The sequence below is a fragment of the Salinicola sp. MIT1003 genome, from assembly GCF_001858555.1.
Taxonomy (GTDB): Bacteria; Pseudomonadota; Gammaproteobacteria; order Pseudomonadales; family Halomonadaceae; genus Salinicola; species Salinicola salarius.
Genome location: NZ_MCAP01000022.1, coordinates 234,003 through 248,697, shown reverse-complemented (window position 1 = coordinate 248,697; position 14,695 = coordinate 234,003). Strand labels below are relative to the sequence as shown.

General features: G+C 63.6%; 9 protein-coding genes. 1 reads left to right on the top strand and 8 read right to left on the bottom strand.

Annotation, left to right across the window (positions count from 1 at the left end; all coding sequences use genetic code 11):
* Positions 1 to 9: 9 nt before the first annotated feature.
* From gltB to pilM, 8 genes are all read right to left on the bottom strand, one after another.
* Entirely contained in the window at positions 10 to 4,461 is a 4,452-nt protein-coding gene (gene gltB / locus BC443_RS10935; protein ID WP_071231859.1) for a glutamate synthase large subunit, read from the bottom strand.
* A gap of 715 nt (positions 4,462 to 5,176) precedes the next feature.
* Positions 5,177 to 6,289, bottom strand: coding sequence for a 3-dehydroquinate synthase (gene aroB, locus BC443_RS10930; RefSeq protein WP_071231858.1), 1,113 nt, complete (start codon positions 6,287 to 6,289; stop codon positions 5,177 to 5,179).
* An 85-nt stretch (positions 6,290 to 6,374) separates the two neighbouring features.
* Positions 6,375 to 6,935, bottom strand: a complete 561-nt coding sequence (aroK, locus tag BC443_RS10925; RefSeq protein WP_071231857.1) for a shikimate kinase AroK — start codon at positions 6,933 to 6,935, stop codon at positions 6,375 to 6,377.
* Complete coding sequence (pilQ, locus tag BC443_RS10920) at positions 6,935 to 8,992, bottom strand: type IV pilus secretin PilQ (RefSeq protein WP_071231856.1); 2,058 nt, start codon at positions 8,990 to 8,992, stop codon at positions 6,935 to 6,937. Before pilQ ends, aroK begins: the two co-directional genes overlap by 1 nt.
* Before the next feature lie 11 nt (positions 8,993 to 9,003).
* The gene (locus BC443_RS10915; RefSeq protein WP_083387333.1) at positions 9,004 to 9,558 is read right to left on the bottom strand and encodes a pilus assembly protein PilP; all 555 of its coding nucleotides are present in this window, start codon (positions 9,556 to 9,558) and stop codon (positions 9,004 to 9,006) included.
* Positions 9,555 to 10,229 carry a type 4a pilus biogenesis protein PilO gene (locus BC443_RS10910; RefSeq protein ID WP_071231855.1) on the bottom strand — a complete coding sequence of 225 codons (675 nt, stop codon included), beginning with the start codon at positions 10,227 to 10,229 and terminating at the stop codon, positions 9,555 to 9,557. The genes BC443_RS10915 and BC443_RS10910 overlap by 4 nt, the downstream gene beginning before the upstream one ends.
* The gene (locus BC443_RS10905; RefSeq protein ID WP_071231854.1) at positions 10,226 to 10,795 is read right to left on the bottom strand and encodes a PilN domain-containing protein; all 570 of its coding nucleotides are present in this window, start codon (positions 10,793 to 10,795) and stop codon (positions 10,226 to 10,228) included. The genes BC443_RS10910 and BC443_RS10905 overlap by 4 nt, the downstream gene beginning before the upstream one ends.
* Positions 10,792 to 11,808: a type IV pilus assembly protein PilM gene (gene pilM, locus BC443_RS10900; RefSeq protein WP_244179810.1), complete on the bottom strand. Its 1,017-nt coding sequence runs from the start codon at positions 11,806 to 11,808 to the stop codon at positions 10,792 to 10,794. The genes BC443_RS10905 and pilM overlap by 4 nt, the downstream gene beginning before the upstream one ends.
* A gap of 280 nt (positions 11,809 to 12,088) precedes the next feature.
* Here pilM and BC443_RS10895 point away from each other — a divergent pair, with 280 nt between their 5' ends.
* Positions 12,089 to 14,611, top strand: coding sequence for a penicillin-binding protein 1A (locus BC443_RS10895; RefSeq protein ID WP_071231853.1), 2,523 nt, complete (start codon positions 12,089 to 12,091; stop codon positions 14,609 to 14,611).
* Positions 14,612 to 14,695: the final 84 nt, after the last annotated feature.

The window sequence follows — 14,695 nt, the reverse complement described above, 5'->3', positions numbered from 1 at the left end:
CGCCGCCTCTTATTCAGGCTGCCGCCTGGATTGGGCCAGCAAACCGTTGAGACTTGCGGCCTTGGGCTTCACCAGCCAGAAGTGGCGGATGAAGTCGGAGAAATCCTCGAGAATCGCTCGCCCGCGTGGCGAGTCCGTCTCTTCCACGTACTCGGTAATCACTTCGCGCAGGTGACGGCGGTAAGCCTCCATCGACTCGGTGTTGATCCGATGGATTTCCACCAGCTCGTGGTTGTAGCGGTCGACGAAACCGCGATCCTCGTCGAGCACATAGGCGAAACCGCCGGTCATGCCCGCACCGAAGTTGATCCCGGTCTTGCCCAGCACACAGACCAGGCCGCCGGTCATGTATTCGCAGCAGTGGTCGCCGGCCCCTTCGATCACCGCGTGGGTGCCGGAGTTGCGCACGCCGAAGCGCTCGCCGGCCATTCCCGCGGCGAACAGCTTGCCGTCGGTGGCACCGTACAGGCAGGTGTTGCCGATGATCGCCGTCTCGTGGCTCTGGAAGCGGCTGGTCTTGGGCGGCACGATCACCACCTTGCCGCCGTTCATGCCCTTGCCGACGTAGTCGTTGGCATCGCCTTCCAGATACAGGTTCAGCCCGCGCGCGTTCCATACCCCGAAGCTCTGACCCGCAACACCCTTGAAGCGGACCGTGATCGGTGCATCTTCCAGCCCCGCCTCGCCGTAGCGCTTGGCGATCTCGCCGGAAACCCGAGCCGCCACCGAGCGGTCGCAGTTGGTGATCGTGAACGAGAACTCGCCACCGGACTTCGACTCGATCGCCGGCAGCAACGCGTCGAACACTTCCTGGTTCTTGGCACCCGGATCATGCGGCACGTTGCGGCGGACCTCGCAGAACTGCGGCGCGTCCGCGGGTACGAAATCGTTGGCCAGTAGCGGGCTCAGGTCGAGCTTGCGCTGCGCCGCAGTCTCGCCTTCAAGCATTTCCAGCAGGTCGGTGCGCCCGATCAGGTCGGTGAGCTGGCGCACGCCGAGCAGCGCCATCAATTCACGCACTTCCTCGGCGATGAAGCGGAAGTAGTGCTTGACCATGTCGACCGTGCCACGGAAGTGCTCGTCGCGCAGCTCCTGATGCTGGGTCGCGACGCCGGTCGCACAGTTGTTGAGGTGGCAGATCTTCAGATACTTGCAGCCCAGTGCCACCATCGGCGCGGTGCCGAAGCCGAAGCTCTCGGCGCCAAGAATCGCCGCCTTGACCACGTCGAGCCCGGTCTTCAGGCCGCCATCGGTCTGCAACCGGATCTTGTCGCGCAGGCCGTTGATGCGCAGCGCCTGGTGCACTTCCGGCAGGCCCAGCTCCCACGGGCTCCCGGCGTGGCGGATCGAGGTGATCGGGCTCGCCGCGGTGCCGCCGTCGTAGCCGGAGACGGTGATCAGGTCGGCGTAGGCCTTGGCCACCCCGGTGGCGATGGTGCCGATGCCCGGCTCGGAGACCAGCTTGACCGAGACCTGGGCGCTCGGGTTGACCTGCTTGAGATCGAAGATCAGCTGAGCCAGATCCTCGATCGAATAGATGTCGTGATGCGGCGGCGGCGAAATCAGCGTCACGCCCGGCACCGCATAGCGCAGCCGCGCGATCATGTCGTTGACCTTGCCACCCGGCAGCTGGCCGCCCTCGCCGGGCTTGGCGCCCTGGGCGACCTTGATCTGCAGCACTTCGGCGTTGACCAGATAGGCCGGCGTCACACCGAAGCGCCCGGAGGCGATCTGCTTGATCTTCGACGAGCGGATGGTGCCGTAGCGGGCCGGATCCTCGCCGCCTTCGCCGGAGTTGGAGCGGCCACCGGTTTCGTTCATCGCCTGCGCCAGCGCCTCGTGGGCTTCCGGCGACAGCGCGCCCAGCGACATGCCGGCGCTGTCGAAGCGCGGCAGCAGGTTTTCCACCGGCTCGACCTCGTCCAGCGGCAACGGCTCGGGAGCCGGCTTGAGCTTCAGCAGATCCCGGATCGTGGCCACCGGACGCTCGTTGACCAGCCGCGCGAAGGCTTTCCACTTGGCGTAGTCGCCCTGCTGGACCGCCTGCTGCAGCAGCATCACCACGTCGGGATTGTAGGCGTGGTATTCGTGCCCGTGGACGAACTTGACCAGGCCGCCCTGGCGGATGCCTTTACGGGGAATCCAGGCATCGCGGGCCGCCAGCATCTGCTGCATCTGCAGCTCGCTGAAGCCGGTGCCCTCGATGCGCGACATCATGCCGTCGAAGCACATCTGCATGACTTCGGAACCCAGTCCGACGGCTTCGAACAGCTGCGAACCCCGGTAGGAAGAGATCTGCGAGATGCCCATCTTCGACAGAATCTTGTAAAGCCCCTTCTGCATCCCCTTGCGGTAGTTCTCGCGCGCGTCCGCCGGGTTGCCGACCAGCTCGCCGGTGCGGTGCATGTCCGCCATCACCTGGTAGGCGAGGTACGGATAGACCGCGGTGGCGCCGACCCCGAAGAATACCGCCATCTGGTGCGCGTCACGGGCGTAGCCGGTCTCGACCACGATATTGACGCGCGGGCGCAGCGCCAGCCTGGCCAGATGATGGTGCACGGCGCCGGTCGCCAGCAGCGCCTGGATCGGCTGCTTGCCTTTTTCGAGTTCGGCATCGGACAGCACCAGGATCACCTTGCCATCCCGAGCCGCCTGCTCGGCCTGCTGGCAGAGCGCTACCAGCGCCTGGCGCAGCGAGGTGGTTTCCGGGTCGTAGTGCAACGGCAGCCGGATCGAGGTGAACGCCGGATCTTCCTGGGTCACCAGGGCGGTGAACTTGCGCGGCGACAGCACCGGCGTGGTCAGGATCAGGCGATGCGCGTGCTCGGGGGTGGCCTGGAAGACGTTGAGTTCCGCGCCCATGCAGGTTTCCAGCGACATCACGATCGCTTCACGCAACGGGTCGATCGGCGGGTTGGTGACCTGGGCGAATTTCTGACGGAAGAAATCGGTGAGCAGACGGTTCTGCCGCGACAGTACCGCCATCGGCGTGTCGTCGCCCATCGACCCGACCGCCTCCTGACCGCTCTCGGCCAGCGGCCTGAGCAGCTGATCGCGCTCTTCGAAGGTGACCGAGAACATCTTCTGATAGACGTTGAGCTCGTCGGTTTCCATCGGCTGGAAGCGGGCCAGCTCGGTCAGCGCCGACTCGAGATAGTGGGCGTGCTCCTTGAGCCAGCGACGGTAGGGGTAGGCGGACTTGAGCCGCTGATCGATATCGTCGGTATGCAGCACCTCGCCGGTCTGGGTATCGACGGCGAGGATCTGCCCCGGCCCGACACGGCCCTTGGCCACGACGGATTCCGGCTGATAGTTCCATACCCCGATCTCGGAGGAGAGGGTGATGTAGCCGTTGTCGGTGATCACCCAGCGCGCCGGACGCAGACCGTTGCGGTCGAGCATGCAGACGGCATGGCGGCCGTCGGTCATGACGATACCGGCGGGGCCGTCCCACGCCTCCATGTGCATGGAGTTGTATTCGTAGAAGGCGCGCAGGTCGCCGTCCATGGTCTCCACGTTCTGCCACGCCGGCGGCACCATCATGCGCACCGCGTTGTAGAGATCCATGCCGCCGGTCAGCAGCACTTCGAGCATGTTGTCCATGCTCGAAGAATCGGAACCGGTGGTGTTGACGATCTCGTCGAGGCCTTCGATCTCCGGCAGCAGTTCGCTGACGAAGTTGGCCTTGCGCGCATTGGCCCAGCTGCGGTTGGCCTCGATGGTGTTGATCTCGCCGTTGTGCGCCATGAAGCGGAACGGCTGCGCCAGCGGCCAGCGCGGCGCCGTATTGGTCGAGAAACGCTGGTGGAAGACGCAGACGGCGGTTTCGAGACGTTCGTCGCCCAGATCCTGATAGAAGGTCGGCAGATCCACGGGCATCATCAGGCCCTTGTAGGACACCACCTTGGACGACAGCGAGCAGACGTAGAACTCTTCTTCCTGACGCAGCTTCTGCTCGGCCAGGCGACGAGCCATGAACAGCTCGACATTGAACGCGGCGTCGGACTGGGACGCATCCCCTTCGACGAACACCTGACGAATGCGCGGCAGGCACTCGAGCGCCATCGGCCCGCAGACGCTGGGGTCCGTGGGCACGTCGCGCCAACCCATGACGCTCAAGCCGCGCTCGGCCAGCTCGCCTTCCAGGATTTCCCGTGCGTGCTGCTCGCGAGCGTCGTCATCGGGGAAGAACACCATGCCGACCGCGAAACGCTCGCCCAGGGTCACGTCCAGTTGCTCCTGGGCCAGCGCTCGCATGAAGCTCATCGGCATCTTCAGCAGCAGGCCGCAACCGTCGCCGGTCTTGCCGTCCGCCGCGATACCACCTCGGTGGGTCATGCATGTCAGGGATTCGATCGCCGTCTTGAGCAGATCGTGACTGGCCTGCCCCTCCATATGAGCAATCAGGCCGAAACCGCAGTTGTCGCGGAATTCGCCGGGCTGGTGAAGACCTCTCATCATGGGCGTGCCTCACAAAGCTGTGTCAGAATACAGATCTTGCATTCGATCGAATAAAAAGAGATAATTTAAGGTTTTGTTATTTTTATGACCGAATTGATGGCTGAATATCCGGCCTATTTTCGTCTCGAAACACCGACAATATTGCTACTGGCGGTCGCCAAAAGGCCGGACAGAATAGCCAGTTACCCGTCACAGCGCAATTGAGCCGTCGGGCATTTCCCCCGCAAACGCATTTAAAATCGAATACTTAGCGGAATACTGGCCAAAATACGCTGTTAGCTCAAAGGCTTAGACATGAGGGTAAGACTAAAGTCTTAATCTTTTGAGCCGTGGCCCGATCAGGGTGGGATCGTGGCGCGAACCCCATACCGATACGGCATGGAGCATACCAATTATATCGTCAACGCCTCGAAAAAGCAGCAGCGATCATCCAGATTGTCGACATGCGGCATCGCCACCGCGCATGTGCCGGCAAGATAACGGAGCGACAAGGCAATGGGGCGGCAAAGTAATGGGGCGGCATCGATCACACGGATCCGGACGACAGCAGTACCAGACGATGGCTTTGAGGAGGCGACAGGAAACGGACGCCGCCAATCGGCGCCGACAGGGCAAGGTGATCGGCAAAGGAAGGGAAGTAAGTCAGCCAGGCTGGCCAGGGGATCGGGATCGAGGGCCGAATCACGGACGATCCGGCTCCCGAGAACGGATCCGATCAGGCTCGCGGAAAATTCGCCAGCAGCCGCTCGAGCCGATCGGCGTCCGTATCGTCTCGAACGCACGCCTTACCCAGCGCTTCGAGCAGAATCAGCCGCAGCCGGTCGTCGAGATTCTTCTTGTCGAGCCGCATGCGAGCAAGGAAATCCTCTGCCTGCATGTTGGCCGGCGCCGTAACCGGGAGATCCGCCGCCTTCAGAATCGCAGCGACACGTTCGACATCGGCCTCGCTCAGCCAGCCGCGCTCGAAGGAGAGCTGCGCGGCCATCATCATGCCGGCCCCCACCGCTTCGCCGTGCAGCCAGTTGCCATAGCCCTGATGCGCCTCGATGGCGTGGCCGAAGGTGTGCCCCAGGTTGAGCAGCGCGCGCACGCCCTGCTCGGTCTCGTCCTCGGCCACCACTTCCGCCTTGATCTCGCAACTGCGCCGGATGGCGTGACGAACGGGGGCTTCCTCGAGCGCGCGCAGCGCGGGCAGGTTGTTCTCCAGCCATTCGAGAAACGCCGAATCCCAGATCAGACCGTACTTGATCACTTCCGCCAGCCCGGCGGAGAGCTCCCGTGCCGGCAGCGTCCGCAGGGTATCGGTATCGACGATTACCGCCCGGGGCTGCCAGAACGCACCGATCATGTTCTTGCCGCGCGGATGATTGACACCGGTCTTGCCGCCCACGGAGGAGTCCACCTGGGCCAGCAGCGTGGTGGGAATCTGGACGAAAGCGACACCGCGCTGATAGCTGGCGGCGGCGTAGCCCGTCATGTCGCCGATGACACCGCCACCGAGCGCGATCAGGGTACAGCGGCGGTTGAATCCGGCCGCCAGCAGGGCGTCCCAGATGCGCTCGACCGAGGCCAGCGACTTGGTCGCCTCGCCATCGGGCAGAATGACTTCCCGGACGTCCAGGTCGGCATCGGCGAGCGTCGCCTTGAGTGCCGCGAGATAGTGGGGCGCGATCACCTCGTTGGTCACGATCATGACCTGACGCCCGGCCAGGTATGGCAGCAGATGTTCCCGACTCGTCAGAATGCCCGCGCCAATGTGAATGGGGTAACTGCGGTCACCCAGCGAAACGTTCAGCGATTCCACGGGAAGCGACGAAGCGGAGGACATGGGCATTACCTTTGATATGGAAGACGGATGTAGGAAGACGAGTGTAGAAAAGACGGCCGCGGGAAAGGCCGACGAGAATGAGACATCACCTCTGATGCGAAAGAGATACCGATTCGCCAAGCGGCTCCGTCAGATGCGAAACCCGGCGCAGGATGTCGTTCACCACACTCCTGGGGCCTCGGCGGTCTGTGCGCACGATGATATCCGCCGTTGCGCGATAGAGCGGATCGCGAACCGCGAACAGATCCCGCAGCACCTGCTCGGGGTTGGCCGTCTGCAGCAGCGGCCGATTGCGATCCCGGGAGGTGCGCCGGATCTGCTGTTCGACGGTGGTGGCGAGATAGACGACCGTCCCCCGCTCCCGCAGCAGTTGGCGATTGATCTCGCGCATGATCGCGCCGCCACCGGTTGCCATGACGATGTCGCTGCGCTGGGTGAGTTCGTCGATCATGGCCGTTTCGCGGTCCCGAAAGCCCTGCTCACCCTCGACATCGAAAATCCATGGGATATTCGCCCCGCAGCGAGCCTCGATCTGATGGTCGCTATCCAGGAATTCGCGCTGCAATTCGGCCGCCAGGAGGCGGCCGATTGTGCTCTTGCCGGCCCCCATGGGACCGATGAGAAAAAGATTGGGAAGCGACCGCATCAGCGAATGGCCAGTCCGTCCTCGATGATCTTGGGCGTGATGAATACCAGCAATTCTACCTTCTCGTTGCTGTTCTGGGTATAGCGGAACAGGTTGCCGATCACCGGCAGGTCGCCGAGGAATGGTGTCTTGAACAGCGTCCGCAGCTGTTCGGAGGTCAGGATCCCGCCCAGCACCACGGTTTCGCCGTTATTGACCAGTACCTGAGTCTGGATCTCGTTGGTATCGATGGCCGGCGCGCCGTCGTAGCGGGTGTCGGAAATATCATCGTTATTGATGCGCAGATCCATGATGATGCGGTCGTCCGGGGTAATCTGCGGTGTCACCTCGAGCGACAGCACGGCCTCCTTGAACTCGGTGGAGGTGGCACCGCTGGACGAAGCTTCCTGATAAGGCACTTCCTGGCCCTGCTTGATGATCGCCGTGCGCTGGTTGGCGGTGATCACCTTGGGCTGGGAAATGGTCTGGCTCTTGCCTTCGCTCTCCAGCGCCCGCAGCTCCAGATCGATCAGGATGTCGCCGGAAACATACCCGAAGCTGAACGCGCTGGCGGGATTGACGGCATTGCCCAGATCCACCGCCAGGCCGCCGCCATACGTATCGGGGTCGTCCGACGTGGTCGGCACGGTCGAGGGATCGCCATCGGCCGCCCCGCTCAGATCGAGATGTCGACCCGCCGGAGAAGAGAGCCCCCAGTTGACCCCGAGCTCGCGGGTCGCGCTGTCACGGGCGATCACGATTCGCGCCTCGATCTGCACCTGGCGCACCGGCACATCGAGATGCTCGATGGTTCGCCGAATGGCATCGAGCTGTTCTCGCGTATCCTGCAGGATCAGGGTGTTGGTGCGTGGGTCGACGGTAACACGCCCGCGCTCCGACATCATGCCGACACCCTCACCACCGCGCAGCAGCGCCGCCAGATCTTCGGCCTTGGCGTAACGGATCTGCAGGAACTCCGTGGCCAGCGGAGCCAGCTGTTTCGTCTGTTCACGGGTTTCCAGCGTCTGGCGCTGCAGATTGGCCAGCTCGCCGGTCGGCGCCACCATCATCACGTTGCCTTCACGTCGCGCCGACAGGCCATGATTGCGCAGCACCAGATCGAGCGCCTGATCCCAGGGGACATCGGTCAGATTGAGGGTCACGTTACCCTGCACGCTATCGCTGGCGACCACGTTGAGTCCCGACTCCTCGGCGATGATCGACAGCACGTCACGCACCGGGATGTCCTGGAAATCGAGGGTAATGCGGTGACCGGTATAGCTGGGGCCGGAGTCCGTCTCGGGGCGCTCGAGGCTGCCCGCGGGCGCCAGTTCGATCGTGAAACGGCGCCCGTTCTGGGTCACCAGCGGCTCCACCGCATCGGATGCCACAATATCGAAGGTAACGCCATCAGCGCTCCGACGCGGCACGATGCGCTCGACGGCAGTGCCGAAATCGCTGACATCGAGCGTCTGATACTGCGCGTCGGGCAAGGTCACGCCAGGTAGCGAGACCGAGACCTGACGCCCCTGCCCGGAGACTTCCGCCGCCACTCCGGCGCGATCTAGCGCCAGATCGAGCTGGCCGGCCCCGTCTTCGCCCCGGCGGAAATCGATCGAGCTCACCTCCGGCTGGCGCGGCAGCGCCGCCGCGGAACGCTCGGGCGATGCGTCGGTCGCAGCCGGCGCAGCTTCGTCACCGAAATGCACGATGACCTTGTCATCCAGACGTTCGAGTCGATAATCGGTGGGCGAGGCCAGATCGAACACCAGGCGCGTACGCGCCCCCGCCCCCAGCACTCTGACGGAATCGACACCGCCACTGCCGATGGCAAAGCTCGATTGCGTCAGGCCGCTCTGGGCCTGCAGCAGATCCAGCGCCAGCCGTGGCGGCGCCTCCGTACGATAGCCGCGAATCTCCGGGACGCCGCCGACGAAATCGAGCCCGACGTCCAGGCGGCCGGCTCCCTGATCGGTGAAGGTCATCGCCGTCAAGGTCGGTGCCGCCCAGGCGGAAAACGCCAGTCCCCACAATGTCAGTGCTGCCAAGCCTGCGGCCAGGCGCCGTCGAGAAGTCATGTTGTCCCCTGCTACTGTTGCCGCCGGCTGGCACCGTCGGAGTCTTGTCCTGCCATTTCCAGGCGCTGACGACGCTCGGTCCATTCTCCCCCAGGGCCGCGCACGGTCTCGAGGAGCGTCAGCCCACGGGGTTCCACGCTGATGATGCGGCCGTAGTCCCGGCCCAGATAATCTCCCTCGAAGAGCCGATGAACCCTGCCGTCCGGCGCGGCGATCAGCGCCGAGGGCGTCTTGCCCACGATCATCGTGCCGACCAGGCTCAGGTTATCCAGCTCGAAGGCCTCGAGTGGCTGGCGCGGCCGATCGGCATCCGGCAGCGGCGAGACCTCGCTCGGGGCGGCGGCGGCGACAGCCTGCTCGGCCACGAACGGGCTCCGCCGCTGCTGCTGGTCGTAACTGGCCGTGGCGTACCGGGGCATCTCCGGCAACGAGGCGATCTGCCCCTTCGGATTGTTTCGCAGGGTATTCAGTCGCGCCTGCAACCCCTCCAGGTCGGCGTCCTCGCACCCGCTCAGCACGATGCTTGCAAACAGCAGCCCGATGAGAACGAATCGTTGTGAACTCACGACTTTCCGCCCTCCTTGCCTGGATCGACATCCTCTCGATAGCGGTACGTTTTTGCCAGCATCGACAGTTGAAGGCGGTCACCCATCGGCTTCAGCGTGAAATCATGAAGCGTGACGATCCGAGGCATCGCGGCGACACGAGCCAGAAACGAGGCGATCTGGTGAAAGTCGCCGCGCACCTGAATGTCGAAAGGCTGCTCGATGTAGAACGCCTGCTCGACTGCCGGTCGCAGCTTGATGCTGTCGATATCGAGCTGCTGCTGCCGCGCCGCATCACTGATGGCGTCCAGCAAGGCGGGGACTTCCGCATCGCTGGGCAGCATCTCGAGCACGCTCTGCATGCGCCCCTGGAGCTCTTCCATCTGATGCTCCATCGCCGGCAGATTGACCGCCTGGTAAGAGAGCGTCTCGAAGCGCTGCAACGCTTGCTGCTGCTGCATGACCAGGCGCTCGTGCGTTTCCCGGGGAGTGGAGGCGAACAACCACTGCGTGACCCATATCGAACCCATCAGCACGCCCAGCGCAATCAGCCATTGAAGACTGACCGGCCAGCTACCCGCCTCCCTGATATCGAGTTCACGCCACTGCAGTTCACGCAGCTGGCGCCATTGCTCTGTGAACGCCTCCCGCAAGGCATTCCATCGTGGACCATTCAGCGTCGGGCGCTTCATGGGCCAGCTCCAGCCTGAGTGTCGTCGCCAAGATGTTCATCGACACTCATGTGAAAGCGCTTGGCCGCTGCCGGCCCTTCTGCGGACTGCACGTCCGAGAGCAATGGCGTATCGAACGCAGGACTGTTGTCGAGCGCTCGCATCTGGTCGGACACCTGACGATTCGAGGCCGCGACGCCGCTCAACTCGAGCCGGCTACCCTTGCGAGTCAACTCGGTATAGTAGACGCCATCGACTAGCGTGGCCGTGAGTTGATCGAGCACGCGGATGGTCAACGGGCGGCTCGACTGCAGCTCGCCGATCAGATCGATCTGTTTCAGCATGCGCTCCCGCAGCTGACGAAAATTGTGCATCTCCTGGATATCGCGAGTGAGCGCATCGGTTTCCCGCTGGATCAGCGCCAACCGGGCCTGTCCCGCCCGCACCATCGATTTTTCGTACTGAGCGATGCCCCAACCGACCAGCAGCCCGAGCAGCAGCACCAGCAGCAGGCTCTGCTTGAAGCGCCGGGTCTTCCGCAAGCGGCGCTGCTCCCGCCATGGCAGCAGATTGATTTCGATCGTCATGGCAGCGCTCGCATGGCCAGGCCACAGGCCGTGAGCATGGCCGGCGCATCCGCGGCCAACGCCGTGACGTCCAGCCGCGGATGGATCCGCATGTGCGTGAAAGGGTTGGCGAGCGTGGCTTCCAGCCCGCTCTGGGCGCGCAATCGCTCCGCCAAGCCCGGCAATGCGCTCGACCCGCCGGCCAGGACCAGGCGCCGAATCTGCTGCTGGCCCGCGGAGGTGTAATAGAGCTGCAGCGAGCGTCCGATGTGCTGGATCAGGGTATCGATGAAAGGCAACAGGACTTGCTGGCGATAATCGTCGGGCAATCCACCACGCTTCTTGGCGCGACCAGCTTCATCGAAACTCATGCCGTAGCGCTTGCTGATGGCATCGGTGAGCTGCCGCCCACCACACAGGCTGTCGCGACTATAGACGATCCGCCCCTCCTTGAGCACATGGAACGCGCACAGGTTGGCGCCGATATCGACCAGTGCCGTGCTATCTCCCTCCTTATCCTCGGAGGTCTGCAAAGCACGACAGACGCGCTCGAGCGCGAAGCCTTCGACATCGACGGCCACCGTCTCGAGCCCCACGGCATCCAGAACCGACGACAGCGTATCGATATCCTGCAGACGGCAGGCCACCAGCATGATTTCCTGCTGGTCGTCGTAACGCGAATGGCGGCCCAGACGCTGGAAATCGAAGGCGACTTCATTGAGCGGGAACGGGATGTACTTGTCGGATTCCATCTGAATCCGTGCCTCGATGTCGTCGTCGCTGAGCGACGAGGGCAACGACAGCACGCGAGTGATGGCGGCCGAGTTGGGCACCGCGACCACGGCGCGCCGAGACTGCAGCCGGGCGTGATCGACCGCCCGGCCCAGCGTATCCACGACTTCGCTCTTGTCGCGAATGCGCCTTTCGACCACGGCCCCCTCACGCAACGGACGCACCGCATAACTGTCGATTCTCAAGCCGCCGGCGCGATGTTCCAGCTCCAGCAGCTTGACGGTGGCAGACGTGATGTCCACTCCCACCAATCCTTTCGAGGATCTTTTCAAGCGCAACACTGTCTCACCTCGCCGAAACTGGAAAAGCCTAAGCAGGAAAAGCCTAACCGGATTTAACGGCGGTGACACGGACAACTTGAACGTTCCGTTACAGTTATTTCGCTTTACTTGCAGGAAGCGGAAGGGGCGAAACTGGCCCCGGCTCTACCGCATCCATATAATGCTCCGATGCTGAATCATCCGACGCCAGGGATAGCGAACACGCGGCCGGACCGCCACCAGTCAAGGATTACCCCTTTATATGAAGCTTTTTACCCGCCTACTGACGACTGCCTTCTGGCTTTTGCTGTCGCTCTGCGCAGGCATGGTGCTGGCAGTCATTGGCGCCGGGCTCTACTTCGCCCCTGGCCTGCCCGACGTGCATCAGCTCCAGAATTACGAACTCCAGACTCCGTTGCGCATCTATACGGAAGACGACAAGCTGATCGGAGAATACGGCGAGGAACGTCGCATGCCCGTCAGCTACGACGAGATTCCCGAACCGCTGATCAACGCCCTGCTGGCCGCCGAAGACGCCAACTTCTACAACCACCCCGGGGTCGATCCCAAAGGGCTCCTGCGCGCCGCGGTCGAGCTGGCCTCCTCCGGTGATATCCAGTCCGGCGGCAGCACCATCACCATGCAGGTCGCACGCAACTACCTGCTGACTCTGGATCAGACCTTCACGCGCAAGATCCGTGAAATTCTGCTGGCACTGCAGATGGAACAGATCCTGAGCAAGCCCGAGATCCTCGAACTCTACGTCAACAAGATCTATCTGGGTCACCGTTCCTACGGCATCGCCGCCGCGGCCAATACCTACTACGGCAAGCCGCTGACGGATCTGACCCTGCCGCAGTATGCCATGATCGCCGGGCTGCCCAAGGCACCGTCGAGCTTCAATCCGCTGACCAATCCGGAGCGCGCCCTGATCCGCCGCAACTGGATTCTCTACCGCATGCGCGAGCTCGGCTCCATCGACCAGGCGAGCTACGACCAGGCCGTCAAGGCGCCGATCACGGCCAGCCGCCATACGGCGCGTTCGGAAGTCGATGCTCCCTACGTCGCGGAGATGGCCCGCGCCTACGCCGTCGAGCGTTTCGGCGACAAGGCCTATACCGACAACATTCGCATCACCACCACCCTCGACAGCCGTCTGCAGACCGAGGCCCGCGATGCGCTGGTGCAGGGCCTGATCGACTACGATACCCGCCACGGCTGGCGCGGCCCCGAAGAGAAGGACGTGCCGCCGAGTCTGGTCGAAGCGCAGGACCGAACCGAACGCCAGGGCCTGGAAGAAGAGCTCTCGGAATCCCCCGAGGTCATCGAAACCGCCCGCCAGGCAGCCCAGAGCAGCCAGGCCACGATCGAGGGTGTCGACGGTGACGTCAGCAACTGGCTCAAGGTGCTTGAGCGCACGCCGTCGTTCGGCCCGCTCCAGCCGGCCATCGTCACCGCCACCGACGGCAAGCAGATGCGCGTGCTCAATGCCGACGGCAAGGTGATCACGCTGGACTGGGACGGCCTCAAGTGGGCCAGGGTCTACCACAGCGCCAAGTGGCGCGGCGAGGTTCCCGCCAATGCCGCAGCGATCGCGAGCCGCGGCGATCTGGTACGCATCCTCAAGGAAGGCGACCACTGGCGCCTGTCGCAACGCCCCGGCGCCGAAGGGGCCATCGTCGTCCTCGATCCGCAGACCGGTGCCATCGAGGCGCTTCAGGGCGGGTTCAGCTTCGCCGCCAGCAAGTTCAACCGCGCCATCCAGGCCCAGCGTCAGGTCGGCTCCAACTTCAAGCCGTTCGTCTATCTGGCTGCACTGCAGGAAGGCGGCATGACCGCGGCGACCATCATCAATGACGCGCCGGTGGTCATGTCACAGTTCAGCGGTGACGATTGGCGCCCGGAAAATGCCGAGCGCCAGTTCCAGGGGCCGACGCGTCTGCGCGTCGGGCTCTACACCTCGCGCAACCTGGTGACCATCCGTGTGTTGCAGTCGCTCGGACTCGACAACGCGCTGAACTTCCTCGAGCGCTTCGGTTTTGCACGGGACCGCCTGCCCCACGGTCTCTCGCTGGCTCTCGGCAGTGCCTCGCTGACACCGCTGGAGATCGCCAACGCCTACGCCGTGCTCGCCAACGGCGGCTTCCAGGTGTCGCCCTGGTACATTCAGAAGGTCACCCAGGGCAGCCAGAATACCGTGGTCGAACAGGCCAATCCGCTGGTGGCGTGCCGTGACTGCGCACCCGGCGCGACCCAGACCGTCATCGATGGCGAGCCGCGTCGCATCGCCCCCCGCGTGGTGGAACCCGACGCGCTCTACATCCTGCGCAGCATCCTGCGTGATGTCATCGAACACGGCACCGGACGCGGCGCCCTGTCGCTCGATCGCAGCGACATCGTCGGCAAGACCGGCACCACCAACGATCAGCGTGACGCCTGGTTCTCCGGCTTCAACAACTCGCTCGTGGCCACGGTCTGGGTCGGCAAGGACGATAACACCACCACGGCGGAATACGGCGCTCAAGCCGCCCTGCCGATCTGGAAAGCGTTCATGGGTCCGGCACTGGAAGGCACGCCCGAGGTGATCCCGGACGCCCCCGACGATATCGTTCAGGTTCGCATCGACCCGGATACCGGCAAGCGCCTGCACGATGACCAGCCCGGCGGCATCAGCGAGATATTCCGCAAGGACAACTTGCCTGAGTATCAGCCGCGCGGTATTCGTCCGGAACTGGAAGACGAGAGCGGCTCGCAGGGCACCGGCACTTACGAAGCGATCTTCTGATACATGAGTCGGGGCTCTGGCCCCGACTTTTTCGTCCCACACTCGCTCTTCACCGCAACAGGACGTCGCAGCGACGCTGAGAGA

Excerpts from the sequence above, each read along its gene's own strand:
- gltB (WP_071231859.1), bottom strand. The coding sequence starts at position 4,461 with ATGATGAGAGGTCTTCACCAGCCCGGCGAATTCCGCGACAACTGCGGT.
- aroB (WP_071231858.1), bottom strand. The coding sequence starts at position 6,289 with ATGTCCTCCGCTTCGTCGCTTCCCGTGGAATCGCTGAACGTTTCGCTG.
- aroK (WP_071231857.1), bottom strand. The coding sequence starts at position 6,935 with ATGCGGTCGCTTCCCAATCTTTTTCTCATCGGTCCCATGGGGGCCGGC.
- pilQ (WP_071231856.1), bottom strand. The coding sequence starts at position 8,992 with ATGACTTCTCGACGGCGCCTGGCCGCAGGCTTGGCAGCACTGACATTG.
- BC443_RS10910 (WP_071231855.1), bottom strand. The coding sequence starts at position 10,229 with ATGAAGCGCCCGACGCTGAATGGTCCACGATGGAATGCCTTGCGGGAG.
- BC443_RS10905 (WP_071231854.1), bottom strand. The coding sequence starts at position 10,795 with ATGACGATCGAAATCAATCTGCTGCCATGGCGGGAGCAGCGCCGCTTG.
- BC443_RS10895 (WP_071231853.1), top strand. The coding sequence starts at position 12,089 with ATGAAGCTTTTTACCCGCCTACTGACGACTGCCTTCTGGCTTTTGCTG.